Source organism: Curvibacter sp. EU05-FHT14A10, assembly GCF_058791075.1.
The window spans coordinates 426,839-450,931 of record NZ_JBYTDE010000004.1; the positions used below are offsets into that span (position 1 = coordinate 426,839).

Annotated in this window: 21 protein-coding genes and 1 pseudogene; 14 read left to right on the forward strand and 8 right to left on the reverse strand. The window is 60.6% G+C overall.

Annotated elements, in window-relative coordinates:
• Positions 1-13: 13 nt before the first annotated feature.
• The 6 genes from AC3WUT_RS10530 to AC3WUT_RS10555 are packed head-to-tail and all read left to right on the forward strand — an operon-like array spanning position 14 to position 12,482.
• Positions 14-3,103 carry a BPTD_3080 family restriction endonuclease gene (locus AC3WUT_RS10530; RefSeq protein WP_492347020.1) on the forward strand — a complete coding sequence of 1,030 codons (3,090 nt, stop codon included), beginning with the start codon at positions 14-16 and terminating at the stop codon, positions 3,101-3,103.
• A 1-nt stretch (position 3,104) separates the two neighbouring features.
• Complete coding sequence (locus AC3WUT_RS10535; protein WP_492347021.1) at positions 3,105-5,906, forward strand: site-specific DNA-methyltransferase; 2,802 nt, start codon at positions 3,105-3,107, stop codon at positions 5,904-5,906.
• 9 nt (positions 5,907-5,915) lie between these two features.
• A complete protein-coding gene (locus AC3WUT_RS10540; protein WP_492347022.1) occupies positions 5,916-6,962 on the forward strand; it encodes an SIR2 family protein in 1,047 nt (348 codons plus the stop codon).
• Positions 6,959-8,719: an ATP-binding protein gene (locus AC3WUT_RS10545; protein WP_492347023.1), complete on the forward strand. Its 1,761-nt coding sequence runs from the start codon at positions 6,959-6,961 to the stop codon at positions 8,717-8,719. The genes AC3WUT_RS10540 and AC3WUT_RS10545 overlap by 4 nt, the downstream gene beginning before the upstream one ends.
• A gap of 26 nt (positions 8,720-8,745) precedes the next feature.
• Positions 8,746-10,338, forward strand: coding sequence for a hypothetical protein (locus AC3WUT_RS10550; RefSeq protein ID WP_492347024.1), 1,593 nt, complete (start codon positions 8,746-8,748; stop codon positions 10,336-10,338).
• 17 nt (positions 10,339-10,355) lie between these two features.
• A complete protein-coding gene (locus tag AC3WUT_RS10555; RefSeq protein WP_492347025.1) occupies positions 10,356-12,482 on the forward strand; it encodes a 3'-5' exonuclease in 2,127 nt (708 codons plus the stop codon).
• Between the two features lie 56 nt (positions 12,483-12,538).
• On the opposite strand, the gene AC3WUT_RS10560 is transcribed toward AC3WUT_RS10555, so the two are convergent.
• Positions 12,539-13,147, reverse strand: a complete 609-nt coding sequence (locus AC3WUT_RS10560; protein ID WP_492347026.1) for a plasmid pRiA4b ORF-3 family protein — start codon at positions 13,145-13,147, stop codon at positions 12,539-12,541.
• Positions 13,148-13,527: 380 nt separating this feature from the next.
• Here AC3WUT_RS10560 and AC3WUT_RS10565 point away from each other — a divergent pair, with 380 nt between their 5' ends.
• The 4 genes from AC3WUT_RS10565 to AC3WUT_RS10580 all read left to right on the forward strand — a co-directional run bounded on the left by AC3WUT_RS10565 (position 13,528) and on the right by AC3WUT_RS10580 (position 16,161).
• Complete coding sequence (locus AC3WUT_RS10565; protein WP_492347027.1) at positions 13,528-14,172, forward strand: hypothetical protein; 645 nt, start codon at positions 13,528-13,530, stop codon at positions 14,170-14,172.
• Positions 14,173-14,358: 186 nt separating this feature from the next.
• Positions 14,359-14,631: a hypothetical protein gene (locus AC3WUT_RS10570; protein ID WP_492347028.1), complete on the forward strand. Its 273-nt coding sequence runs from the start codon at positions 14,359-14,361 to the stop codon at positions 14,629-14,631.
• Entirely contained in the window at positions 14,628-14,888 is a 261-nt protein-coding gene (locus tag AC3WUT_RS10575) for a helix-turn-helix transcriptional regulator (protein WP_492347029.1), read from the forward strand. The genes AC3WUT_RS10570 and AC3WUT_RS10575 overlap by 4 nt, the downstream gene beginning before the upstream one ends.
• A complete protein-coding gene (locus tag AC3WUT_RS10580) occupies positions 14,872-16,161 on the forward strand; it encodes a type II toxin-antitoxin system HipA family toxin (protein ID WP_492347030.1) in 1,290 nt (429 codons plus the stop codon). The genes AC3WUT_RS10575 and AC3WUT_RS10580 overlap by 17 nt, the downstream gene beginning before the upstream one ends.
• 181 nt (positions 16,162-16,342) lie before the next feature.
• On the opposite strand, the pseudogene AC3WUT_RS10585 reads toward AC3WUT_RS10580, so the two are convergent.
• From AC3WUT_RS10585 to AC3WUT_RS10600, 4 genes and pseudogenes are all read right to left on the reverse strand, one after another.
• Positions 16,343-16,624 (reverse strand): annotated as a pseudogene (locus tag AC3WUT_RS10585) (cupin domain-containing protein); the annotation flags it as partial.
• Between the two features lie 32 nt (positions 16,625-16,656).
• Entirely contained in the window at positions 16,657-17,058 is a 402-nt protein-coding gene (gene vapC / locus AC3WUT_RS10590) for a type II toxin-antitoxin system tRNA(fMet)-specific endonuclease VapC (protein ID WP_492347031.1), read from the reverse strand.
• On the reverse strand, positions 17,055-17,288 hold the full coding sequence (locus AC3WUT_RS10595; RefSeq protein ID WP_492347032.1) for an antitoxin: 234 nt from the start codon (positions 17,286-17,288) through the stop codon (positions 17,055-17,057). Before AC3WUT_RS10595 ends, vapC begins: the two co-directional genes overlap by 4 nt.
• 171 nt (positions 17,289-17,459) lie before the next feature.
• Positions 17,460-18,086, reverse strand: coding sequence for a helix-turn-helix domain-containing protein (locus AC3WUT_RS10600; RefSeq protein ID WP_492347033.1), 627 nt, complete (start codon positions 18,084-18,086; stop codon positions 17,460-17,462).
• Positions 18,087-18,210: 124 nt separating this feature from the next.
• Here AC3WUT_RS10600 and AC3WUT_RS10605 point away from each other — a divergent pair, with 124 nt between their 5' ends.
• Both AC3WUT_RS10605 and AC3WUT_RS10610 read left to right on the forward strand, forming a co-directional pair.
• Positions 18,211-19,389: an NAD(P)/FAD-dependent oxidoreductase gene (locus tag AC3WUT_RS10605; RefSeq protein ID WP_492347034.1), complete on the forward strand. Its 1,179-nt coding sequence runs from the start codon at positions 18,211-18,213 to the stop codon at positions 19,387-19,389.
• 187 nt (positions 19,390-19,576) lie between these two features.
• Positions 19,577-20,107 (forward strand): hypothetical protein, encoded by a 531-nt coding sequence (locus tag AC3WUT_RS10610; protein WP_492347035.1) that lies wholly within the window; start codon positions 19,577-19,579, stop codon positions 20,105-20,107.
• A gap of 60 nt (positions 20,108-20,167) precedes the next feature.
• Here the strand turns inward: AC3WUT_RS10610 and AC3WUT_RS10615 are convergent, their stop codons facing one another.
• The 3 genes from AC3WUT_RS10615 to AC3WUT_RS10625 all read right to left on the reverse strand — a co-directional run bounded on the left by AC3WUT_RS10615 (position 20,168) and on the right by AC3WUT_RS10625 (position 21,942).
• Positions 20,168-20,485, reverse strand: a complete 318-nt coding sequence (locus AC3WUT_RS10615; RefSeq protein WP_492347036.1) for a hypothetical protein — start codon at positions 20,483-20,485, stop codon at positions 20,168-20,170.
• Between the two features lie 63 nt (positions 20,486-20,548).
• On the reverse strand, positions 20,549-20,899 hold the full coding sequence (locus AC3WUT_RS10620) for a hypothetical protein (RefSeq protein WP_492347037.1): 351 nt from the start codon (positions 20,897-20,899) through the stop codon (positions 20,549-20,551).
• Positions 20,900-20,985: 86 nt separating this feature from the next.
• Positions 20,986-21,942 (reverse strand): LysR family transcriptional regulator, encoded by a 957-nt coding sequence (locus tag AC3WUT_RS10625; RefSeq protein WP_492347038.1) that lies wholly within the window; start codon positions 21,940-21,942, stop codon positions 20,986-20,988.
• 86 nt (positions 21,943-22,028) lie between these two features.
• On the opposite strand from AC3WUT_RS10625, the gene AC3WUT_RS10630 reads away from it, so the two are divergent.
• A complete protein-coding gene (locus tag AC3WUT_RS10630; protein ID WP_492347039.1) occupies positions 22,029-23,054 on the forward strand; it encodes a sodium-dependent bicarbonate transport family permease in 1,026 nt (341 codons plus the stop codon).
• A gap of 107 nt (positions 23,055-23,161) precedes the next feature.
• On the forward strand, positions 23,162-24,073 hold the full coding sequence (ppk2, locus tag AC3WUT_RS10635) for a polyphosphate kinase 2 (protein ID WP_492347066.1): 912 nt from the start codon (positions 23,162-23,164) through the stop codon (positions 24,071-24,073).
• Positions 24,074-24,093 lie beyond the last annotated feature (20 nt).

Genomic DNA, 24,093 nt, shown 5'->3' on the forward strand with positions numbered 1-24,093 from the left:
TAGCGGGAGCTGCATGTCGAATCAGTTTTTTGAGAAGCCAATTCTCAACTCTCCGTACGGGTATCCTGGTCGCCATTGGGAGCTTGACGGTACTGGGCAACCAACCCAGCAGATTGTCGAGACTCGCCGCCGCGCTGAGTTCATTACCCCGATCCCCAAGGCCAAGAAGCAAAAGGGCGTCGCTAAGCAAGACGCTCTGCTGTTTGATGATGAGCTGTCCACGCAGAAGCAGGCCTACGACCACACTGCCGTCATCAACTCGGTGCGGCAAGAGGTGGACAAATGGCGTGCACTCAAGAACCCAGCCGACTGGCGCGTCACGCCCGAAACCGCGCGTCTGCTGCAACACTGGCGCCACCATCAGTTCAGCAGCATCCGTCCGTTCTTTTGCCAAGTAGAGGCTGCCGAAACAATCATCTGGCTCACCGAAGTTGCCCCTCAAGTCGGCAAGATCGGCCAGACCTTTCTCGACCATCTGGCCAACGCCAACAACGACGCCAACCCGGAACTGATGCGGTTGGCCTTGAAGCTGGCGACCGGTGCGGGCAAGACCACGGTGATGGCCATGATCATCGCGTGGCAGACCGTCAACGCTGTGCGCCGACCCGGCAGCAAGAAGTTCACGCGCGGCTTCCTCGTTGTTGCGCCCGGCTTGACCATCAAGGATCGTCTTCGCGTCTTGCAGCCCAACGATCCAGAGAGCTACTACGCCAGCCGGGAACTCGTACCAAGCGACATGCTGGATGACCTGAACCGGGCAAAGATCGTCATCACCAATTACCACGCGTTCAAACTGCGAGAGCGCATTGAGCTGTCGAAAGGCGGGCGCCTCTTGCTGCAAGGCCGGGGCGGCGATGAACTGAATACCCTCGAAACCGAAGGCCAGATGCTCCAGCGCGTCATGCCTGACCTGATGGGAATGACCAATGTGCTGGTCATCAATGACGAGGCCCACCACTGCTACCGCGAGAAGCCGGACGCAGAGCTGGATGCGCTGAAAGGTGATGAGAAGAAAGAAGCCGACGAGAACAACGAAGCCGCCCGCATGTGGATCACCGGCTTGGAGGCAGTCAACCGCAAGCTTGGCGTTGCCAAGGTGGTGGACCTGTCGGCCACGCCGTTTTTCCTGGCTGGTTCCGGCTACGTTGAAGGCACCTTGTTCCCATGGACCATGAGCGACTTCTCGCTGATGGACGCCATCGAGTGCGGCATCGTCAAGCTACCCCGTGTGCCCGTGGCTGACAACATCCCCGGTGGCGAGATGCCGAAGTTCCGCAATCTGTGGGAACACATCCGCACCCGCATGCCAAAGAAGGGGCGGGGTGCTGCGAAGTCGCTCGATCCGCTGAGCCTGCCGGTTGAGCTGCAAACGGCGCTTGAAGCCCTGTATGGTCATTACAAGAAGACCTTCGACTTGTGGCAAGCCGCTGGCATCAAGGTGCCGCCTTGTTTTATCGTGGTGTGCAACAACACGTCCACGTCCAAGCTGGTTTACGACTTCATCTCCGGCTTCAACCGCGAGAATGAAGATGGCAGTTCCACCCCAGTCCCTGGGCGGCTGGAACTGTTCCGCAACACCGACGAGTACGGCAATCCCTTCGGCCGCCCCCGCACGCTGCTGATCGACAGCGAGCAACTGGAGTCCGGCGACGCGCTGGACGACAGCTTCCGTGCTGCTGCAGGTCCTGAGATCGAACAGTTCAAGCAAGAAGTCTTTGAGCGTGGTGGCGCCTTGGCAGATGAACTTCGCTCAGGTAAGGACTTTGACGACGCACGCCTGCTGCGCGAAGTGATGAACACCGTGGGCAAGGCTGGTCGGTTGGGTGACTCAATTCGCTGCGTTGTCTCCGTGTCCATGCTGACCGAAGGCTGGGACGCCAACACTGTCACCCACGTGCTGGGCGTTCGTGCCTTTGGCACCCAGTTGCTGTGCGAACAGGTGATTGGCCGCGCCCTGCGCCGCCAGTCCTACGACCTGAACGAGGAAGGCCTATTCAACGTCGAATACGCCGACGTGCTGGGCATTCCGTTTGACTTCACAGCCAAGCCGGTGATCTCCAAACCCCAGCCGCCTCGTGAGACGGTGCACGTGCGTGCACAGCCAGACCGCTCCGCCTTGGAGATTCAGTTCCCCCGTGTGCAGGGCTACCGGGTGGAGTTGCCCGATGAACGACTGACGGCGGAGTTCACAGCAGATTCCGTGCTGGTGCTCACGCCCGACTTGGTTGGCCCCTCCATCACACAGAACGCGGGCATCATTGGCGAGACCGTTGACCTCAGCCTGGATCACTTGGCTGACATGCGGCATTCCACCTTGCTGATGCACCTCACCAAGCGTCTGCTGATCAACCATTGGCGCGACCCTGGTGACGAACCCAAGCTTCACCTTTTTGGCCAGCTCAAGCGCATCACTAAAGAGTGGCTGGATACCTGCCTAGATTGCAAGGGCGACACCTACCCAGCGCAGCTGATGTACCAGGAACTGGCCGACGAGGCCTGCAATCGCATCACAGCAGCCATCACCAAGGCCGAGCAAGGTAACAAGCGCCCCATCAAGGCGGTGCTGGACCCTTACAACGCCACCGGCACCACCCGATTCGTCAACTTCAATACGTCAAAGACGGAACGCTGGGAAACCAACGGACCGCCACCCAAGTGCCATGTGAACTGGGTGATTCTTGACAGCGATTGGGAGGCTGAGTTCTGCCGCGTGGCTGAGCGCCACCTGCGCGTGGTGGCCTACGTCAAGAACCACAACCTGGGCCTTGAAGTTCCTTACCGCTACGGCTCGGAGACGCGCAAGTACCGACCCGACTTCATCGTGCGAGTTGACGACGGCAATGGGCCCGACGACTTGCTGAACCTTATCGTCGAAATCAAGGGTTACCGAGGCGAAGACGCCAAAGACAAGAAGCTGACCATGGACACCTACTGGGTGCCCGGCGTCAACAACCTGGGGGCCTACGGTCGCTGGGCCTTTGTCGAGTTCGTCGACGTGTACCAAATGCAGCATGACTTCGCCAAGAAGGTCGAAGCCGAATTCAACAAGATGATCGACGCCGTTGCCCCGGCCACCGAATCAGTACCCGAGGGCGCACTCTGATATGGCCACCAAGAAGAACATTCCGTTGAGTGTTGAAACGCTCAAGCACGAAGACGCCACCCGCAAGAACATCCCCACGGCCGAATACCAGTCGGTCATGAAGAAGGAGCAGCAGAGCCCGGTGCGCGTGGCCTACCCGCGCGAGCGCGAAGGCCGCAACCGCGATCTGGACCCGCAGCTGATGTGGCGCGGCAAGGACGAGCAGGATTGGTCTGACCTTGTTGTGCATGCGCCGCCGCTGTACATCCAGGAGAAGGTGCACCCCAAGGTCTTGATAGACGATCTCAAGCGGCAGACTGAACGTGCGCAAGACACTAACGCGCCGCAGGTAGATATGTTTGCCGATTTCAACGGCCTGCCCAACGAAGACGCCAAGACTGAGTTCTATGCTCATGATGCGCATTGGGCCAATCGCATGATCCTGGGCGACAGCCTGGCGGTAATGGCGTCACTGGCTGAGCGCGAAGGGCTGCGCGGCAAGGTGCAGTGCATCTACTTCGACCCGCCTTACGGTATCAAGTTCAACAGCAACTTTCAGTGGAGCACTACCAGCCGCGATGTGAAAGATGGCAATGCCGGGCACATAACGCGCGAACCCGAGCAGGTGAAGGCTTTCCGCGATACGTGGCGGGATGGAATCCATTCCTATCTCACATATCTCCGGGATCGCCTGACGGTTGCACGCGATCTGTTATCTGAATCAGGTTCAATCTTTGTGCAGATTGGCGATGAGAACGTGCACAGGGTCCGAGCAGTGATGGACGAAGTGTTTGGCGAGGAAAACTGCGTCTCAGTGATTTCATTCAAGAAAACTGGCAGTCTCACAGACAAAACCTTGTCATCGGTATGCGATTATTTGGTCTGGTACGCCAAGTCACGGACACAGTGCAAGTTTCGCGCACTTCAGACGACGCGTGATGGCAGTGAGTCAACCAGTTTTCGCTACTACTGGGATGTAGACGGAAGTGTCCTCACTGAGGCGCAAAGTAGTGCTGCGGGCATTTCCTTAAAGAATCGGCACTTGGCGCAAAGTGTTTCGCTTTCGTCGCAACATGACAGCAAGACTCGATCTGATGTATTTGATTTTCGGGGGAAAAAGTTCAAGCCTCCAGCCAATAGGCAGTGGAGTGTTGACTATAGTGGATTAGAAAGACTGTGCAAGGCCAGCCGAATTTTTCAAGTTGGTGAGAATCTGAGATACGCGTATCTTCTGGCGGATAACCCGTCGCTCCCATTGAATAACATTTGGACCGATGGCGGGTCGGGCAGTTTCACGGAAGAACAGGTCTATGTTGTTCAGACTGCAACGAAAATCCTACAGCGTTGCATATTAATGGCAACCGACCCTGGCGACTTGGTACTGGACCCAACGTGCGGTAGTGGTACGACCGCATACGTGGCCGAACAATGGGGGCGTCGCTGGATTACCGTTGACACGTCACGCGTGGCACTAGCACTGGCCCGCGCCCGCATCATGGGTGCGCGATACCCATATTATCTTTTGTCGGATAGTCGTGATGGGCAGCGAAAAGAGGCAGAGGTCACTCGCACCGCACCATCAAGCGCCCCCGTGCGGGGCAACGTGCGCCAAGGCTTCGTCTATGAACGCGTACCGCACATCGCGCTGAAATCCATTGCTAACAATGCAGAGATTGACGTGATTTACGATCAGCATGAGGTGATGTTGAAGCCTTTGCGAGAGCAACTTAATCAGGTCTTGGATAAAGATTGGGCGGAATGGGAAATTCCACGTGAGGCTGATGCCAAGTGGCCGGATACTGTCAAGAGGACGCATGCCCAATGGTGGAGCCAGCGCATTTCCCGCCAGCAAGCAATCGATGCCTCCATCGCCGCAAAAGCCGAGTTTGAGTACCTTTATGACAAGCCCTATGAAGACAAGAAAAAGGTCCGAGTAGCCGGGCCATTCACTGTGGAGAGCCTGTCGCCCCACCGCGTGCTAGGTGTGGATGAAAACGACGAGTTAATTGACCCCAACGACCCGAAGGTTGCTGAGCAACAGGCCGAGTACAACGCTGCGCGTAGCTTCGTCCAGATCATTCTTGAAAACCTCAAGACCGCTGGCGTGCAGCAGGCCCACAAGGAAGACAAGATCGTCTTCACATCGCTGGTGCCTTGGCCGGGCGATCTGGTCTGCGGTGAAGGCCTCTATGAAGACAGCGCGGGCGAGAAACGTGCCGCCATTTTCATTGGGCCAGAGTTCGGTACGGTGTCCCGCCCTGACCTCGTGTCTGCTGCACGCGAGGCTGGCGACGCAGGCTTCGACGTGTTGATCGCCTGCGCCTTCAACTACGACGCGCATTCGTCCGAGTTTGAGAAGCTGGGTCGCATTCCGGTGCTGAAGGCACGCATGAACGCCGACCTGCACATGGCTGAAGACCTCAAGAACACGGGCAAGGGCAACCTGTTCGTGATCTTCGGCGAACCCGATATTGACATCCTCGATGCTACCGAGGGCCAGGTTTGCGTCAAGGTCAACGGCGTGGACGTGTTCCACCCTAATACTGGCGAGGTGCGCAGCGATGGTGCCGACGGCATCGCCTGCTGGTTCATCGACACCGACTACAACGAAGAAAGCTTCTTCGTCCGTCATGCTTACTTCTTGGGGGCCAACGACCCCTACAAGGCGCTCAAGACAACGCTGAAGGCCGAGATCAATGAAGAAGCCTGGGCGACCCTGAACAGCGACACGTCGCGCCCATTCGATAGGCCAAAGTCTGGCCGCATTGCCGTGAAGGTGATCAATCACCTGGGTGATGAGGTGATGAAGGTGTTCAAAGTCTGAGGCGCACGAATGGACCTGCACAACGTCAAGGTACGTCTACAAGAACATTTGAGTGACGGACTGGTCACGATTGTGGGGTCGGGCTTGTCTTGTGCCGAAGGGCTGCCGGGCATGGGCGAGTTGGCAGCGTACCTGCTTGCGCATGTCGGCGGCGGGTTGACTGGCGCTGACGCCACTGCCTGGGCATCAGCATCGGCGCTGTTCGCCACAAAAGGGCTTGAAGGGGCGCTACTTGCCGTGCCACCTACCCCCGCTGTTGAGTCAGCGATTGCGACCGCTACCGGAAAACTGATCGCAGAGCGTGAGCGTACTGTCGTGTCGGAGGTGTTTACGGGCACGCGAAAGCTTCGACTGACCCGACTGCTGCCGCACTTGGTCAAGCCCGCAGCCGGTCTGACCATCGTCACGACGAACTACGACCGTCTGGTGGAGATTGCGGCGGAGGAGGCAGATATTGGTGCCGACACGATGTTTGTGGGCCGCTTCGCGGGGCAACTGAACGAGCGCGAAAGCCAGTTGAGTTTCTGCCGCAAGGTCACAGTCAAACAGCGCCCAGCTGCTGCAACGTTTCACTATCGTCCTCGTGCACTGATATGCAAGCCCCACGGCAGCTTGGATTGGTACGCGAGGGCTGGTCGCCCAGTTTTTTATCCCGGTGATTTGGTTGATGCTGTTCGATTGATCATCACGCCAGGGCACAACAAATTTCGCAACGGATATGACAGTCCTTTTGATCATCACCGATCCAAAGCCAACGAGGCGATTGATCGCGCAAGCAGATTCCTCGTGCTTGGTTACGGATTCAATGATGACCATCTGGAGACGCATCTGTCGCCTTGCATCAAAGGGGGTAAGCCCACGTTGATGCTGACTCGGTCGCTGTCCACTGTGGCGAGGCAGTTGGCGCTTATGCACGCGAATGTCATTGCCCTTGAATATGCCGAGGTGTCAGGCGTTGCTGGGACTACGGTCATCATTGAGCAAAAAGAGTTCTTCTTTCCGGGAGTCGGAATGTGGGACGTAGATTCATTCGTTACGGAGGTTCTTGAACCATGACTGCTACGCCCGCAGCACTGCAATTCGCCGAGGCAGATTTGCTTGGCCGTGTTTCCTCTGTCGATACCAGCCGAGTGGCTGTCGATGTCTCGAATTCAGTGTTGCTGACCCGGATCGGCATCGGCAACCTGATCGCTATCAAGGGCAGCACTGAGCGCGAGTTCCTGATTGCCATCACCGAGCGGGTGACGCGGAGTCTTAGCGATGCGCTGCCAGACGAGTTGCCTGCAGATGGAGATGACTTGCCTTTGACCGCCGTTCCAACGGACACAGTACGAGGCGCGTTGATTGGCACCTTTCGGACTGTCGATGGCGAGAAGAAGAATACGTTCAAGCGGGGCGCGGATAGCTTTCCGCAGATTGACCGGGAATGCTACGTTGTGGAGGGAGCAAACCTCCAGCGATTCATGGGCATCCTTGGCGCGGACTACCCGCCCAATGAACGATTGAAGTTGGGGGTGTTCGTTGCAGACAGAACTGCGGAGGCCATTGCCAGCGGCGACAAGTTCTTTCAAAGGCACGCCGCGATTTTGGGCAGCACGGGCTCCGGGAAAAGCTACGCGGTGGCATTGATTCTTGAGAGGGCGGCTCAGCTCAAGTACCCGAACATTCTGGTGTTCGACATGCACGGGGAGTATGCCCCGCTGGCCGATGAGAGCAAGGGCGGTTTCGCCACGCGGCTACGCATCGCTGGCCCAGGTGACCTGGCAGCACCTGCGGATGATGCGTTGTTTCTGCCCTATTGGCTGCTGAACCGTGACGAGATGCTGTCGATGATCCTCGACCGCAGCGACCAGAACGCCCCCAATCAGGCGTCGCGGTTCACCTCGCATGTGAGGGCGTTAAAGGAGAAGACGCTCAAAGCCGAAGGCAAGAATGACGTTGCCAAAACTTTTACCGTTGACTCCCCGATTCCATACGCGATCAGTGACCTGCTGGATATTTTGAATACTGACAACACTGCAAAGGGTGTCGGCAAGACTGGCCCAGTCAAAGGAGAGTGGGAAGACAAGCTAACGCGGTTCATTTCTCGAATGGAGGCCAAGCTCGAAGATCGGCGCTATGGTTTTATGTTTACGCCGCCTGCCGCTGCGAATACCTACGACTGGCTCGCCGCGCAGATTGCCAAGCTGCTCGGATCGAGCGGCGGCAAAGGCATCAAGATCATCGACTTCTCGGAAGTTCCATCGGATGTTCTTCCTGTGGTTACTGGCACGCTCGCGCGGTTGCTCTACGACGTGCAGTTCTGGATGGCCGCCGAAAAGCGCACGCCCGTCACATTGCTGTGCGACGAGGCCCACTTGTATCTACCGGTGCGCGACGATGCCGATGCTGTGCAGCGCCAGGCCCTTGGGGCCTTTGAGCGGATCGCAAAGGAAGGCCGCAAGTACGGGTTCTCATTGCTGGTGGTGAGCCAGCGTCCTTCAGATGTCAGTAGGACGATCCTGAGCCAGTGCAACAACTTCCTGTCCCTGCGTCTGACCAATGATGCGGATCAAGGGGTTATCAAACGTTTGATGCCCGACTCATTGGCAGGCCTGACCAGCGTGCTGCCGTTGCTCGACACCGGCGAGGCGCTGATGCTGGGGGATGCGGTCCTACTTCCATCGCGGATCAAGTTGGACCTTCCGACTGTCGCGCCAGATAGTGCTACGCGTGACTTCTGGAAGGACTGGGGTGCACAGGCGCCTGATGTGGCTGCACTTGCAAAGGCCGTCGAGGCCTTGCGCAGCCAAACAAGAAACACTGGCGCATAAGCGACCACAGACAGGGAGAAGACTACATGCTCGTCTACAGCAGCCGATTTCACCTCGAACCCAAAGATGGGCCCCAGCAAATCGTGGAGTGCGTTGCCCGCTGGATGGGCAAGCGCACGGGCGGCTATGTTGAAGGGCGGCAACTTGTAGCCGGTTTACGTCAGCGGTTGAGAGACGGTAGCATGGTGGTTTCGCGGGCGACCTATGGTCCGGAGAGCGACCCTGCGTACCCTTTGTTGTTCTGTGCGCAGCTATCGCACGGAGATAACGAGGTGGCTGGGCGTCGTTGGTTCACGGAGGTTGGACTGCGACAACTGGATGAGCACGGACCTGTTGAATGCACCATATTGTTGCGGACTGATGAAATCAGCGCCCGTGTAACAGCGCCTATTCAGGTCACTCGGCCTCGATTGGTGCAGACTTTGATGGAATCGTGTGAGCCTAGTGGCGACACTCCAGGGTTGCGGATCAAGCGGTTGGATGAATCTAGTGCAGCGGCATTTTTGGTGGAGGTCGAGCGCGAAGCGCGACAGTACCCCATTGTGGTTGTCAGTGCCAATCGTGATGGTGTATACGCTGTGCAGCCCGAGCGTCTGCGCACTTTGTTAGTGGGTATCGCCGAAGTTGTTGAAGTGCCAGCGGGGGTAGATACCTTCAAGATCGAAGAGGTATTGAGCAGCCGCTACGGCGCTTGGGGTGGTGCGATCAACGTGCTTTTTCAGGCGCGGACCAGCGACCGCGGTGTTTATTGCGATCGAACCCTGTACCGCCCCGCAGACTTGGCAGATTTGACGGCCGACGGAAAGAACCTCGATTCTGAGATTCTGGCGTCAGTTACTCACCGCACCAACCTGCCGTATTCGTGGAAGCATATTTCCTTGGATGTGGTCAGCCAGGCTGCGTTGCGCAGTCAACTCGCGGCGAGCATCCAAAAGGCCAAGAACAGCGATGAGGCTAATGAATACGCCGCATTGCTTGAGGAAGCCGACAAAGAGTTGCTTGCCAAAGACGGGGAAGTGGCAGCACTTCGCCAGGACCTTGAAGACAAAGCGTCACTGGCCCATCGTTTGCAGGCCGACATTGACGGCTTGAAGCACGCGCTGAACGGCCGCCAATCGTCGGGGGATGCAACTGAGGATGAGATTGCTGCCATCAAGCCACTGCGGGATGCTGTGGCCTCTCTGGTGAATGGAGAGCCAAGCTTGGAGCAATCGCTGACGATCATCAGTACGTTTTTCCCTGATCGCGTTGTCGTGCTGGATTCGGCCTATGAATCCGCTCAGGACTCCAAAGAGTTCATTTACGGCAAACGCGCTTTCGACCTGCTTTGGAGCTTTGTCAATGACTACTGGTCGGCTCTTGCTAGTGGGCAAGGCGACATGATCGGCAAGCGGGCCTTCGGGGCAAATGATTACGCCCAAAACGAGGGTCAGGCGTTGAGCAAACTTGGTAAGAGGAGACGGACATTCAACTACCGTGGCACTGACATTTCGATGGAGAAGCATCTCAAGATCGGCATCAAAGACAGCGTGGCCGAAACTCTGCGTGTCCATTTTGAGTGGATCGGCGCGGAAAAACGGCTGGTCATCGGCCACTGCGGCAAGCACCTTGATTTTTGATCGCGGGAGACAGCACGATGGACTTCCGCATTGCCGATACTTTTACTGACAGCCTCGCCAGACTCACCGGCGATGAGCAGAAAGCGGTGAAGACGACTGCGTTCGACTTGCAGTTGAACCCGGCTCACCCGAGCATGAGCTTGCACAAGATAGAGCAGTCGAAGGACAAGAATTTCTGGTCGGTCAGGGTCAGCAGCGACATTCGCGTGATCGTGCACAAGACAGCCACCAGTTTCCTGCTCTGCTATGTTGATCATCACGATAAGGCCTACAAGTGGGCAGAGCGCCGAAAGCTGGAAGTGCATCCCAAGACGGGTGCCGCTCAGTGGGTCGAGATTCGCGAACGCGTTGAAGAAGTCGTAGTTCGCACTGGCGAGGTGGCAGTGGCGCCTGATGGTGTCAAGGCCAAGGCACCGAAGCCGGTTAGCGTTCCAAAGGCAAAGAGCTTGTTGTTTGACAGGCGCACTGATGACGAACTGTTGAGCTATGGCGTTCCACCCGAATGGCTGGCTGATGTGCGCAAGGTGGATGAAGACAGTCTATTGGTGCTGGCTGACCATCTTCCTGCCGAGGCTGCCGAGGCCTTGCTAGAACTGGCAACGGGCGGAGCGCCGAAGCCAGTGGCGGCGATCCAACCGGGGGCCGATCCATTCAGCCACCCGGATGCACAGCGCCGATTCCGGGTCATGAAAGACGTGGAAGAACTGGAACGGGCGCTCGACTTCCCATGGGAGAAGTGGACCGTCTTTCTTCACCCGGCTCAGCGGCAATGGGTTGAGCGCGACTACACCGGGCCTGCCCGAATCTCCGGCTCGGCCGGTACTGGCAAGACCATCGTGGCATTGCACCGTGCCGTTCACTTGGCCCGACAGCATCAAGACAGCCGGGTGCTCCTGGCGACGTTTTCCGAGACCCTGGCCAGTGCCTTGGCTACCAAGCTGCAAAACCTGATCAGTAATCAACCGAGGTTGGCCGAGAGGCTGGAGGTTCAGTCCATGTCGGCCATTGGCGCTCGCTTGTATGCGGCGCATTGGGGAAAGCCGAAACTGGCCTCTCAGGCACAGATCGTTCGGGTCTTGCTTGACGCTGCAAAGGCTGATACCACCCTGAAGTTTGGCCAACGCTTCCTGCTTGGTGAGTGGAATGATCTTGTTGATGCTTGGCAGTTGAAGACGTGGGAGGCCTACAAGGATGTGAAGCGGCTTGGGCGCAAGACCCGGCTTTCGGAGTCCCAGCGCGTTGCTCTATGGGCTGTTTTCGAGCGAACGCAAGAAGCGTTGAAACAGGCCGGACTGATCACGCATGCGGAGATGTTCAGCCGCCTGGCAGGGAAAGCCGCGACGCTGCCACATCAGCCCTTCGACTTCGTGGTGGTTGATGAGGCGCAGGATGTGAGCATCGCTCAGCTGAAGTTTCTGGCAGCGGTCAGTACCAGCCGAGGGCAAGTTCGCCCGAACAGCTTGTTCTTTGCCGGTGACCTGGGGCAGCGAATCTTTCAACAGCCGTTTTCGTGGAAGTCGCTGGGTGTCGATATCCGGGGGCGGTCACGCACGCTGCACATCAACTACCGAACTTCGCATCAAATCCGGGCCCAAGCCGACCAATTGCTGGGACCGGATGTCACAGATGTGGATGGCAACAGCGAGGACCGTCGCGGCACGGTATCCGTCTTTAACGGACCTGCCCCTGACATTCGTTCGTTCAAGTCCGAGGTCGCGGAGTGCAAGGCGGTTACCGCATGGATTCTTGACCGGGCGAAAGATGGATTGGCTTCGCACGAGATAGGTATCTTCGTTCGCTCTGATGCCCAGATACCGCGGGCGGTGGCTGCCGTTACCGCTGCTGGTATTCCGTTCAACGTGTTGGACGAGCATGTGGAGACAGCCAACGGGCAAGCCAGTGTCTGCACCATGCACTTGGCAAAAGGGCTGGAGTTCCGCGCAGTGGTTGTGATGGCCTGCGACGACGAGGTGATCCCATTGCAGGAACGCGTCGAGGCAGTCACGGACGACGCTGACATTGAAGAGGTCTACAACACCGAGCGGCATTTGCTCTATGTAGCCTGCACTCGGGCTCGAGATCGGTTGATGGTGACCAGTGCCCTGCCCAGTTCGGAGTTTTTAGAAGATCTCCTACCCAAGTGACTTGTAGTTGGCTCAACCAGAGGGTGATTCAATGTGGGGCTCGCAAAACCACTCGCCTAAAGCCTAATCTCATACAACCGATCCTGAACCTCCTGCACATCAAAGGCATCGGCATCAAATGGCCGCCCAATCCATTCCGTCATCTCGAGATGCCCCGGATGCGCTGGATCGGCAATGGCTTGCAGGAATTCGGCGTAGCCTGGCGCCCCGCCAATGTCTTCAGGCGGGCATGCCCCCGCGCCGGCCAGGCACATGGGGAACTGCAACTTCAGGGCGGCGGGCAGGGTATCAACCCGCTCGATTTTGATCTTGTGGGCCCAGTGATCGCCAAAGTCGTAGACCCAGGTGAACGTGCTGCCACCGTCAAGCGCCTTGTTCAGGGTCACTTTGGATTCGTCGTCCATTGACTCGTCGGGCCAATCCGGGTCTGGCTCGCCATATCGGCCTTCCGCAAACTCAAACTCATGCAGGTGGCCGCCGCCCCAGCCCATGGCACGCAGCAGCACCCCATGCAGCTTGGGCAGGCGGATGCTGGCTGGTACCAACACGCGCCGCCAGACCTTGGGGCGCACGCCCTGCAATTCGACTTTGAGCTGCAGTACCTTGGCGTTTCGGGTGCTGACCCCGGCGGGCTTGGGCGAGGGGCTTTTCGATGAGGTGGCCATGGTCCACATTGTGCCGAGAGGCTGCACGGTGTCCGCCGTCTGACCCTGGTCAGGCGCCGCTGATGGCGGTAGGCGGGGGCAACGCCGTGATGCGCTCGATCAGGTGCATCAAGACCGTTCCGGAAGATCTTGACGCATTGAATACTCGGTACCGCGGATCGCGCGAGGAAAATGCCAATATGAACCAACGCGTCTGGCAGAGGTCACTGGGTGCTTGAACCCCTGCCAGGCCTCAGAAAGATGAATACATGACCATCGTTCGAGGGGTGACTATCTTGGCCGCCCCGTGTTGTGGGGCGCGTTATGTGTTTCCCCGGTACGTTTCCATCAACTTTTCCGCGTTCGAGTATTGGACTGACGGGTGGCTGGAGCGCTCCTTGATGCCCAACGACCAAGGCCTGCGTCGCTGCAATTGTGGCCAGTATGTTTTGACGAAAAATTTGGTGGAAATCGAGACGGCCGAATCCAGTGACCTTCCACGCATGGATCATGTGCCTGAAGAGCAATTGCCTAACTGCATTGCCCATGCCCAAGCTCAAGACCTGGAGGTGGCTGCAAGGCTGGGGTATTGGCACTTTCTCAATCATCCGTACAGGGATAGCTATCGCCAGCATCGTGATGTGGAGGAGGCGACAACTTCCTTGACACGCACCGCGACGACGAAGGCCGCCTGGCTGGCGGCCAACCCGGATCGCAGAATGTGGTGGGACAAGTTGAAGGGGCGAAAGGCGCCCAGTTACAGCAGGCCAGCAGGTAGCCCGTTCACCCAGCCCGCTTTTGAGCCCACGGCCGAGCAGCGCGAAAACATGGTGCGGCTGAGCGAACTTTTGCTGGCATGGGACGCCACCGCACCGCGGCCCAGGTACCCCCTGGAGCTGGCCGAGTTGTACCGCGAGTTGGGGCGTTTTGATGAGGCCGAGAAGCTGCTACAAACCCTCGACGAAAGTTGGGACGGCGTGACCAGCCAGGTGATCACCACCTTGATCAAAGAGCGGCAATCGGCGCCTACGCGCTACATGATGTGATCAAGTGAGCGCTGCCAGGGCAGGCCTGATGCAGATGTGGCAAGCGAGGTTGTCAAAGCACACCCACTGCGCAGCAGGCGACGTTCCTGACGCGGCTGGATCGGGGGCGACAACTCGGGCAGAACGTCGGCTGGGACGTGGGCAGTGATTTCAACCCCTCCTGGTCAGAAGCCGGGCTGGCGGGTGATGAATGATGAAATCCGCAAAGACCGTGGTGGGCCCTTGGCAAATCATCATCGCCCAAGCCCCTCACACGCCTTGAGTGAGGCAGAACGCCAGGAACTGCTGCGCGTGGCCAACGAGCCGCGCTTTGCCAGACACATCCAACATTCCCGTTCGGGAAGGTTTTTTGTGATCTGGGTTGAGATGGCAATCGCCATTCCCGATCGGGAAATATCACTCGCACATAGCATGGTCCTGGACGATAATTTACCGAACGGGAAATTGATCAAGCCATGACATCCATCCAATCACCTCAGCAACTCGGCTCTGCACTTCGTGCCGCCCGCAAGCGGCTCGGGCTGACTCAGCCCCAGCTGGCGCTGGCAGCGGGGGTGGGGGTGCGCTTCATTGTTGACCTTGAGGCTGGCAAGCCCACCGTGCGGCTGGAAAACGTGTTGCGGGTCATTGATGCGCTGGGCGGAGAAGTCCACTTGAGCGGCTTGCCATCGGTTGCGGTTAACGATCAACGTGAGGGTGATGACCATGGCGCATGAGCTTGACGTCTGGCTGTTCGCCGAACGTGTCGGCACACTGGCTCTGATGGATGGCCGATTGAATTTCTGCTACACACCGGCTTGGCTTTCGCATCAAAACGCAGTCGCCTTGTCCGCCTCGCTGCCCCTGCAAGCAGGGCCGTTCGACGATCGTAAAACGCGCCCATTTTTTGCGGGTCTGCTGCCTGAAGGGCAGATGCGCCGACTGATTGCTCAGCAGTTCCAGGTGTCCGGCCAGAACGACTTTGCCTTGCTGGACCACATTGGCGGCGAGTGCGCCGGAGCCGTGACCTTTCTTGAGCCCGGGCAGGCCTTGCCTGCGGCGACGGGTAACGATGACGTTCAATGGCTGAGCGACGACGAAGTCATTGCCATCCTGGATGAATTACCTCGCCGCCCCATGCTGGCGGGCAAAGACGGGTTGCGACTTTCACTGGCTGGCGCCCAAGACAAGCTGCCGGTGGTTTTTGATGGTGCCCGTATCGGGCTGCCGATGGGCGGCGCGCCCAGCTCTCACATCCTGAAACCCGCCATTCACGCCGTTCAAGATAGCGTGATCAACGAGGGATTCTGCATGGCACTGGCTGAGGCCATGCAGCTCAAACCTGCGAAATCAAAAGTGCATCGGGTGCTGGATCGCTCGTTTCTGCTCGTTGAGCGCTACGACCGACTCATCGATGGCCAAGGGTACCGACAACGCCTTCATCAAGAGGATTTCTGCCAGGCACTGGGGGTGGTGCCAGAGATGAAGTACCAGAATGAGGGGGGCCCGGATCTGGCCCAGTGCTTTGATTTTGTTCGCCGCGCGACGCGGCCCAGTGCGCCGCAGATCCTGCGACTGCTCGACTGCGTGATTTTCAATGCGTTGATCGGCAATCATGATGCGCACGCCAAAAACTTCTCGCTGCTGTATTCAGGCAAGGCCCCTGTTCTGGCACCGTTCTACGACACACTTTCGACGGCGGTATATCCAACGCTGACGCCCAAGATGGCGATGAAGATCGGAGGCAAATACAAATTCGGCGAGATCCAGGCCAGGCATTGGGAGCGGTTCGCTGAAAGCGTCGGGCTGACCAAAGCGCTGGCCAGAAGGCGCATTTTGGAGTTGGCTAAGTCGCTGCCAGCCATGGCACGCAAGCTCCAGTCTGACTCTGGGCACGGTTTTGCCGGAAACGCCGTGGTTGAGCAAATCAATGTCTTGATTGAGCAGCGCTGCGCTTTGACGATTCGGCGGCTCACCCAACCGGACGATGGCAGTGCTGCACCTGACTGAATGCGGACGCGGGTTTGATTTCGCAAACGGCAATGGAGTCAGCAGCGGTTTCATAGCCCTATGGCCAACCCACCGGAGATCACGACGGCATCGAGCGTCCGCAGCTTTGGAGCTGTCAATCCCCGGTTTGGGCTCGCGCCGTGGCTTTCGCAACTTACCAAAATCTCGATATTGCGAGCTTTCAGTGCTCGTGGTGCGCTGGGTTCTGCCCCCCCCGCGCCTCCCTCATCAACCCACTCTCATCCGTCACCACCCCGATCACCTTGGCCAGTTGCCGGCTCACGCTGATGTAGGCGTGGCCCAGGCGGCTGTCGAAGTACAGTGAGTCGCCGCGGTTCAGGGGCAGGCATTGGCCGTCTTCAAAGTGCACTTCGATGGCGCCTGAGAGCACGTAGACAAACTCTTCGCCGGGGTGGCGGGCAAAGTCTTGCGGGCCGGTGATGCGGCGGGCCTGCACGGTGCCCGGAGGGGCTTGTGGCGACCCCGATCTGACAATCAGGTGGCGGCGGCCCAGTTGTCTAGCTGCAGACCTGGCACTTTGGCAAATTCTCGGGTGTTGTTGGTGACCAGCAGGGCCTGCTGGCTCAGGGCGTGGGCGGCAATCATGGTGTCCAGCGCCCCAATGGGGGTGCCACGCCGTTCGAGGTCTGCACGCAGATCGCCGTAGGCCCACACCGCTGCGTCGTCAAACGGCAGGATGGAGAGTGGGGCCAAAAACATCTCCAACGCTTGGCGGTTGCGGGTCGAGCCGCTCTTGGCCACACCAAATGCCAGTTCGGCCGCGACCACGCTGCACAGTCCGACATCGCCCATGCGGTACTGCTGAAAACGCGCCAATACGGCAGGGGGCTTGGCGTTGATGATGTAGATACAGATGTTGGTGTCCAGCAGGATCATGGGCCAATCTCGTCCCGCTGCTGGGTTTCAGGCTGCTCCCGAACAAGTTCAAAGCCAGGCTCAAACGTGGCCAGCCCGGCTTGCAGGGTTTGCCAGGGGTCGTCTGCGGGCAGCAGCAGTACCCCGTTGCCAAAATGCTTTACCACGACTTCGGTGCCTGCGAAGCGGTATGCCTTGGGGAGCCGTACGGCTTGGCTGCGGCCAGATTGAAAGAGGCGTGCGGTGTCCATAAAGGGCTCCTTGATGGTAATGATCAATGGTAGGTACCTTCGGCGGCGTTGTCCAGCAGGATGCCGGCGGCCTCACTGCAGCGGGTGGAATCGCCTCCTGCGTCTCTCCAAAAGGGCTTCTGCCCCGAGTCGCCTGGGATTCAAAGCACCGTGGAGAGCGCCGAATGCCCCTCACTCCCCCCGCGCCTCCCTCATCAACCCACTCTCATCCGTCACCACCCCAATCACCTTGGCCAGTTGCCGGCTCACGCTGATGTAGGCGTGGCCCAGGCGGCTGTCGAAGTACAGCGAGTCGCCGTGGCCCAGGGGCAGGCATTGGCCGTCTTCAAAGTGCACCTCGATGGCGCCTGAGAGCACGTACACAAACTCTTCGCCGGGGTGGCGGGCAAAGTCTTGCGGGCCGGTGATGCGGCGGGCGTGCACGGTGCCCAGGGTGGGGATCATCTTTTTGCCCACGGCCTGGGTGCCCAGAAATTCGTAGGCAAAGGCGGGGCCCTGGTAGACCACGCCCTGGCCGGCGCGGGTCAGCACGGGGCCTTGTTGCAAGGGGCTGGGGGGCGGGTGCTGGGTGTCTGAGAACATCGAGCCCATGTCCATCTGCAGGGCCTGGCCCAGGGCGGCAAAGTTGTCGTAGCCCAGGGCCAGTTGGCCGCGCTCGGCGCGCGAGATGGTGGTGATCGACACGCCCGATCGCTCTGCCACCTGGGCCAGCGTCCAGCCTTTTTGTTTGCGGGCCTGGCGCAGGCGTTGGCCAAAGGTGTCCCGGTCCAGGGCGTTTTGTTGTGCGGGGGCGGGCATGGTGGGTGGGCGTGGTTTGTGCGCTGATTCTGCCAGGGGCGGGTGGTGCGCGGTGGGTACCGTTGTGCCTTGTTTTTGGCTTGAAAATTTGCGTATATGCAAATTTATGCCTAGACTGGGCGCCATGACTACCCCCACTTCTTCATCGTCCTCAAGCCCTTCCTCCCCGGTGCATGCCGATTTTCTGGTGCTGGGGGCCGGTATTGCGGGCGCCTCGGTGGCGCATTGGCTGGCGCCGCATGGCAAGGTGATCGTGCTGGAGCGCGAAGACCAGCCCGGCTACCACTCTACCGGCCGCTCGGCGGCCTTGTTCATGGAGAGCTATGGCACGCCGCAGGTGCGGGCGCTCACCTTGGCGAGCCGGGCGTTTTTTGAGCAGCCGCCGGCCGCGTTTGGCGAGCACCCCTTGCTCAGCCCGCGGGGCGTGTTGTTTGTGGCGGCCCCGGGCCAAGAGGCCGAGCTGGCGGCGCATTGGGCGGTGCTGCAGGCCATGGCGCCCAATGCGCGCCAGCTCAGCTCCGAGCAGGCCTGTGCCATGGTGCCCGCGCTGCGGCCCGAGCAGGTGGTGGGTGCGGTGTACGAGCCCGATGCCGCCGACATGGATGTGCACGCCATCCACCAGGGCTACCTGCGCGGCATGCGCCAGGCGGGCGGCCAGCTGGTGTGCAACGCCGAAGTGGATCAGTTGCAGCGTGTGGGTTCGGTTTGGCAGGTGCGCGCCAGAGGCGTGGTCTACCAGGCCCCGGTGGTGCTCAATGCCGCGGGCGCCTGGGCCGATGTGCTGGGGGCCCTGGCGGGGGCGCAGCCCCTGGGGCTGGAGCCGCGCCGGCGCTCAGCCTTTACCTTTGCGGCGCCTGCGGGTGCCCATGTGGCGGCCTGGCCGGCGGTGATCGGGGCGGGCGAAGACTGGTACATCAAGCCCGATGCCGGCATGTTGCTGGGCTCGCCGGCCAATGCCGACCCGGTGCCACCACAAGACGTGCAGCCCGAAGAGATGGACATTGCCCTGGCGCTGTACCGCATCGAAGAGGCCACCACCCTGAGCATCCGCCGCCCGGCGCGCACCTGGGCCGGGCTGCGCTCGTTTGTGGCCGATGGCGATCTGGTGGGCGGCTTTGATGCGCAGCTGCCGGGGTTCTTCTGGGTGGCGGCGCAGGGGGGCTATGGCATTCAAACCTCGGCGGCCATGGGCGAGGCCTGTGCGGCGCTGGCGCGGAGCCTGCCCTTGCCCGAGCGGCTGGCCGGGTTTGGCTTGACGGCCGAGATGCTGTCACCGGCCCGGCTGCGGCCGGCCGGGGGCTGAGAGCAGGCGCTGGGGCTTGGCCTGAAATTTCTCCCCCGCTCATGTGCAACAAGTCCGCCCTGGGCGTTGCAGCGGTGGCTCTGCCTGGGCGATTTGTGATGAAATGCCAGCCAGTTACAAATAATCGATGTGCCAGGCTGGGCCCCTGATCAAGACGGGGGCAGGCCCAGGCCGCTGAGGGGTTCCCATGAAGTTTCTGATCGGTGTGGTGTGTGTGTCGGCCCTGTTGGCGGCCGGTGGCGTGCAGGCGCGGGGCGAATCGGGCCAGGTGCGCCTGTGCCGTGATGCCAACACGCCTGTCGGGCCCGATGCGCGCGGCACGCTGGTGCTGGATGGTGTGATCCGCTTCACGACGGCCCGCACGCTCAAGGAAGAGCGTGAAAAACGCGATGAGATGCAGGTGGTCACCGAGATCATCGACCCCATCCGCCCCGGGCCCCAATGCTGGGTGCAGGATGCCTGGGTGGCCGAAAACCTGTCCAACGAGCCCTTGCCCAAGGCCGGCATGACCTGGCGGGCCTATGCCTTTGTGGATTACGACCGCCTGGTGGATGTGCCGCCCAAGGTGATCGGCAACCTGGGCCGTGTCACCCGTGTGGGCTTCACGCCCAACCGGGGTTGGGACAACGGCCGGGTGGGGTTCAGCGTCACGGCTCTGGAAGACTTCAAGCCCATGCCCCGGGTCACCATGGCCCCGGTGGCGGTCGGCAAGCCCTGAGCGGGCTGCCGATCGATCGTTTCACGCGGTCACCTCACGCGGTCACTTCACGCGGGCGTTTCAAGCCGCGGGGATCTTCAGCAGGTCTTCGTCGGTTTCGTCACCGCTCTTGATCCAGTACAGCACGCAGCGGTGCAGCGCCTCGCCTTGCAGCCACGAGGGCAGGGGGTTCCAGTCGCCGTTCGGGTCGTGTTTGGCGGGGTCCCAGGGGGCATCCTGATAGCCGTCGTTGAGGGCGTAGTGCACCAGTGCGTGGCTGGCTTTTTCTGTGATCAGGCGGTGCAGGCCGTCGTAGGCGGCGCCCACCTCACTCACCGGGTCGTACAGCAAGGTATTGGGCATCTTGAGCATGTCGTCGATTGACAGTGGCTGGCTCATGGTCGGGCTCCGGTCAGTTGGGGGGATGCGGTTGGGCGCGGGCCGGGCAGGGCCGGCCGGGGCTCAGCCCAGTTCGTAGATCTGGGCCAGCTTCTGGGCCAGGTCTTGCACACGCGCGGCCACCGGGCCTTCACCCTCCAGGCCGTCACGTTCGAGCCGGCAGTGCTCGATCATCTGCAGCTTCAGGTAGGCGTCGCCCATCACGGCTTCGCTGCGCCCGCCCGGAAAGCTCAGGTTCAGCAGGCCGTGGCCTTCGCGCTGGGGGTCGTCCAGCGGGGTCACGACCACGCCGCTCAGCACATGGATGGCCATTTCGCGTTCTTGGGCCGGCTTGAACTGCAGCAATTGCTTGAGCGCGTAAACCATGCGCTGGCTGCGGGTGTCGGTCGGATCGGGAATGTGTTTCAAGGTCATCAGAGGTACGAGCGGTTAAAGGTGTTAATTGAACGGCTATCGGTCTCAAATTACCAGTCTTGCGTGACACTTGCCAGCCCGAACCGTCAAGAAGGCGACGAAATCTCGCCTGCGGCCACAGCGCCTGGCGCGCTACCGGCTTGCGCGGCGCGCTGCGCCGCGGCCTGGGCGCCCAGGTAGCTGTGGAATGCGGCTGCCAGCGGCGACAGGCGCTTGCCCTTCAGGTAGACCATGTACCAGTGCGCGTGCATCGGGAAGCCGTTCACGTCCAGCACGGTCAGGGCCTCGTCCACCCGGTGTTCGCCCAGGGCGTGTTCCGACACCAGGGCCAGGCCCAGCCCGCCGGCCACGGCCTGCATGATGGCCTCGTTGCTGCCCAGCTCCAGCCGCACCTGGGGCTGAAAGCCCAGCCGGCTCAGGTGGGCGTCGCCGGCCAGGCGGGTGCCCGAGCCGCGCTCGCGCAAGATGAAGCGCTCGTGGGCCAGTTCGCTCAGTTCGATCCGTTTCACGCCAGCCAGCCGGTGCGAGGCCGGGGCAATCACCACCAGGGGGTTGGGCATGAACACCTGCTGTTCGATGTCCAGGTCGGTGGGCGGCATCGACATGATGCACAGGTCGTCCAGGTTGTCGCGCAGGCGCTGCAGCACGCCGTCCCGGTTCAGCACCTGCAGGGCGATGTCGATGTCGGGGTGGCGCTGGCAGAAGGCGCCCAGCATGCGCGGCACAAAGTACTTGGCGGTGCTCACCACCGACACGCGCAGGCGCCCGCGCTGCAGGCCTTTCATGGCGTCGATGCGCTGGGTCAGGCCGCTCCACTCATCCACCATGTTGCGCGCGCTGCGCGCCAGCTCTTCGCCGGCCTGGGTCAGAAACAGGCGTTTGCCCACCTGTTCGTACAAGGGCAGGCCCAGCGATTCGCTCAGCTCCTTGAGCTGCATCGACACCGTGGGCTGGGTCACATGGCAGGCCCGGGCGGCGGCGCTGATGCTGCCCTGCTCGGCCAGGGCCAAGAACAATTGAAGCTGCCGAAAGCTGACATGCATAGGGTTTTGTCGATGGTTGATGGCCTTAAAACTGATTTTACTTAATGGGTTGGCTTTTCTAACATCGCTGCATTGAGGAGTCATTCATGCAAAACCTGTTGGATCCAGCCATTCTGTTTTTTGTCTTCGGGGTGATGGCCGGCCTGGTGCGCTCCAATCTGGAGATCCCGGCGGCGGTGTCGCGTTTTCTGTCGCTTTACCTGCTGATGGCCTTGGGCCTGAAGGGCGGCTTCGCGCTGGCCCACTCGGGCTTCAGTGGCGAGGTGCTGGCCAGCCTGCTCAGTGCCGTGCTGCTGGCCCTGGCCGTGCCGGCGCTCGGCTACCTGGTGTTGCGCCGCCTGCTGAAGCCCTTTGATGCCCTGGCCGTGGCCAGCACCTATGGTTCGGTCAGCGCGGTGACCTTCATCACCGCCGTGGCCTACCTGGAGCGCAATGGCCTGCCCTATGGCGGCCACATGGCCGCCGCCATGGCCTTGATGGAGTCGCCGGCCATCGTGCTGGCCGTGCTGATGGCCAACCACCTGCGCCAAGGCCGCACCGCCGCCTCGGTGCAGCTCAATGGGGGCGGTACCGCCAGCCTCAGCGCGGGGGGCTGGGGCGGCCAGGGTGGGGCACCGGGCCATCGCATCGGCCACCTGCTGCACGAGTCCTTCACCGATGGCGCCCAGTTGCTGTTGCTGGGGGCCATGGTGGTGGGCCTGGTGTCGGGCGATGCCGGCAAGGCCGCCATGCAACCTTTCTCGGGCGATCTGTTCAAGGGCATGCTGGCCTTCTTCATGCTCGACATGGGCTTGAACGCGGCGCGCCAACTGCCCCAGTTGCGCGGGCAATCGCCCTGGGTGCTGTTGTATGCCGTGCTGGGGCCGTTCACCCACGCCTTTCTGGGTCTGGGCCTGGCCTGGCTGGCCGGTTTGCCGGCGGGCGATGCCGGCCTGTTGATGGTGCTGGCGGGCAGCGCTTCGTACATCGCTGTGCCGGCCGTGCTGCGCTATGCCGTGCCCGAAGCCAATCAGGCGCTGTATTTCGGGCTGTCGCTGGGCCTGACCTTTCCGCTCAACGTGCTGCTGGGGGTGCCGTTCTACATGCAGGTGGCGCACGCGGTAATGGGCTGAGGGGGGCTGACGGGGGCTGAGGGGGCTGAGCCGTGCCAGCTTTGTCATGAAGCGGACACACTGGGTGGGTACGTTATCGGGGCTTTGCTTCATAAGGTCCCGCTTTGATCTCTGACGACGAACTCATCCGCCGCATCCACCAGGAAGCCCACGACAGCTACGACGAAGAGCTTGAACTCGAACTCGAAGACCGCGACATCGACCAGTACACCGGCGGCGCCGAGTCGGTGCAGACCAGCGAGTACCGCGAGTTGCGCCGGCTGTACTTTCGCGAGCTGTTCCGCCTGCAGGCCGAACTGGTCAAGCTGCAGGACTGGGTGGTGGCCAGCGGCCACAAGGTGGTGATCGTGTTCGAGGGGCGCGACGCCGCCGGCAAGGGCGGCGTGATCAAGCGCATCACCCAGCGCCTGAACCCGCGCGTGTGCCGAGTGGCGGCCCTGCCGGCCCCCAACGACCGCGAGCGCACCCAGTGGTACTTTCAGCGCTACACGGCCCACCTGCCGGCCGCGGGCGAGATGGTGCTGTTTGACCGCAGCTGGTACAACCGCGCCGGGGTGGAGCGCGTGATGGGCTTCTGCAATGACGACCAGTACGAAGAGTTCTTCCGCTCGGCGCCCGAGTTCGAACGCATGCTGGTGCGCTCGGGCATTCAGCTGATCAAGTACTGGTTCTCGATCTCGGACGACGAGCAGCGCCTGCGCTTTCTGGGCCGCATCCACGACCCGCTCAAGCAATGGAAGCTCAGCCCCATGGACCTGGAGTCGCGCCGCCGCTGGGAGGACTACACCAAGGCCAAAGAGACCATGCTGGAGCGCACCCACATCCCCGAAGCGCCCTGGTGGATCGTGCAGGCGGACGACAAAAAGAAGGCCCGCCTCAATTGCATCAGCCACCTGCTGAGCCAGATGCCCTACGAAGAGGTGCAGCACCCCAGCATCGAGCTGCCCCAACGCCAGCGCCACGAAGACTACCTGCGCAACCCCGTGCCTGCCGACATGATCGTGCCCCAGGTGTACTGAGCCATGGCATGGGCAGCACG

Bases quoted from the DNA above. Each gene is read 5' to 3' on its own strand.
- AC3WUT_RS10530 (WP_492347020.1), top strand. From the start codon at position 14: ATGTCGAATCAGTTTTTTGAGAAGCCAATTCTCAACTCTCCGTACGGG.
- AC3WUT_RS10535 (WP_492347021.1), top strand. From the start codon at position 3,105: ATGGCCACCAAGAAGAACATTCCGTTGAGTGTTGAAACGCTCAAGCAC.
- AC3WUT_RS10540 (WP_492347022.1), top strand. From the start codon at position 5,916: ATGGACCTGCACAACGTCAAGGTACGTCTACAAGAACATTTGAGTGAC.
- AC3WUT_RS10545 (WP_492347023.1), top strand. From the start codon at position 6,959: ATGACTGCTACGCCCGCAGCACTGCAATTCGCCGAGGCAGATTTGCTT.
- AC3WUT_RS10550 (WP_492347024.1), top strand. From the start codon at position 8,746: ATGCTCGTCTACAGCAGCCGATTTCACCTCGAACCCAAAGATGGGCCC.
- AC3WUT_RS10555 (WP_492347025.1), top strand. From the start codon at position 10,356: ATGGACTTCCGCATTGCCGATACTTTTACTGACAGCCTCGCCAGACTC.
- AC3WUT_RS10560 (WP_492347026.1), bottom strand. From the start codon at position 13,147: ATGGCCACCTCATCGAAAAGCCCCTCGCCCAAGCCCGCCGGGGTCAGC.
- AC3WUT_RS10565 (WP_492347027.1), top strand. From the start codon at position 13,528: ATGCCCAACGACCAAGGCCTGCGTCGCTGCAATTGTGGCCAGTATGTT.
- AC3WUT_RS10570 (WP_492347028.1), top strand. From the start codon at position 14,359: ATGAATGATGAAATCCGCAAAGACCGTGGTGGGCCCTTGGCAAATCAT.
- AC3WUT_RS10575 (WP_492347029.1), top strand. From the start codon at position 14,628: ATGACATCCATCCAATCACCTCAGCAACTCGGCTCTGCACTTCGTGCC.
- AC3WUT_RS10580 (WP_492347030.1), top strand. From the start codon at position 14,872: ATGACCATGGCGCATGAGCTTGACGTCTGGCTGTTCGCCGAACGTGTC.
- vapC (WP_492347031.1), bottom strand. From the start codon at position 17,058: ATGATCCTGCTGGACACCAACATCTGTATCTACATCATCAACGCCAAG.
- AC3WUT_RS10595 (WP_492347032.1), bottom strand. From the start codon at position 17,288: ATGGACACCGCACGCCTCTTTCAATCTGGCCGCAGCCAAGCCGTACGG.
- AC3WUT_RS10600 (WP_492347033.1), bottom strand. From the start codon at position 18,086: ATGCCCGCCCCCGCACAACAAAACGCCCTGGACCGGGACACCTTTGGC.
- AC3WUT_RS10605 (WP_492347034.1), top strand. From the start codon at position 18,211: ATGACTACCCCCACTTCTTCATCGTCCTCAAGCCCTTCCTCCCCGGTG.
- AC3WUT_RS10610 (WP_492347035.1), top strand. From the start codon at position 19,577: ATGAAGTTTCTGATCGGTGTGGTGTGTGTGTCGGCCCTGTTGGCGGCC.
- AC3WUT_RS10615 (WP_492347036.1), bottom strand. From the start codon at position 20,485: ATGAGCCAGCCACTGTCAATCGACGACATGCTCAAGATGCCCAATACC.
- AC3WUT_RS10620 (WP_492347037.1), bottom strand. From the start codon at position 20,899: ATGACCTTGAAACACATTCCCGATCCGACCGACACCCGCAGCCAGCGC.
- AC3WUT_RS10625 (WP_492347038.1), bottom strand. From the start codon at position 21,942: ATGCATGTCAGCTTTCGGCAGCTTCAATTGTTCTTGGCCCTGGCCGAG.
- AC3WUT_RS10630 (WP_492347039.1), top strand. From the start codon at position 22,029: ATGCAAAACCTGTTGGATCCAGCCATTCTGTTTTTTGTCTTCGGGGTG.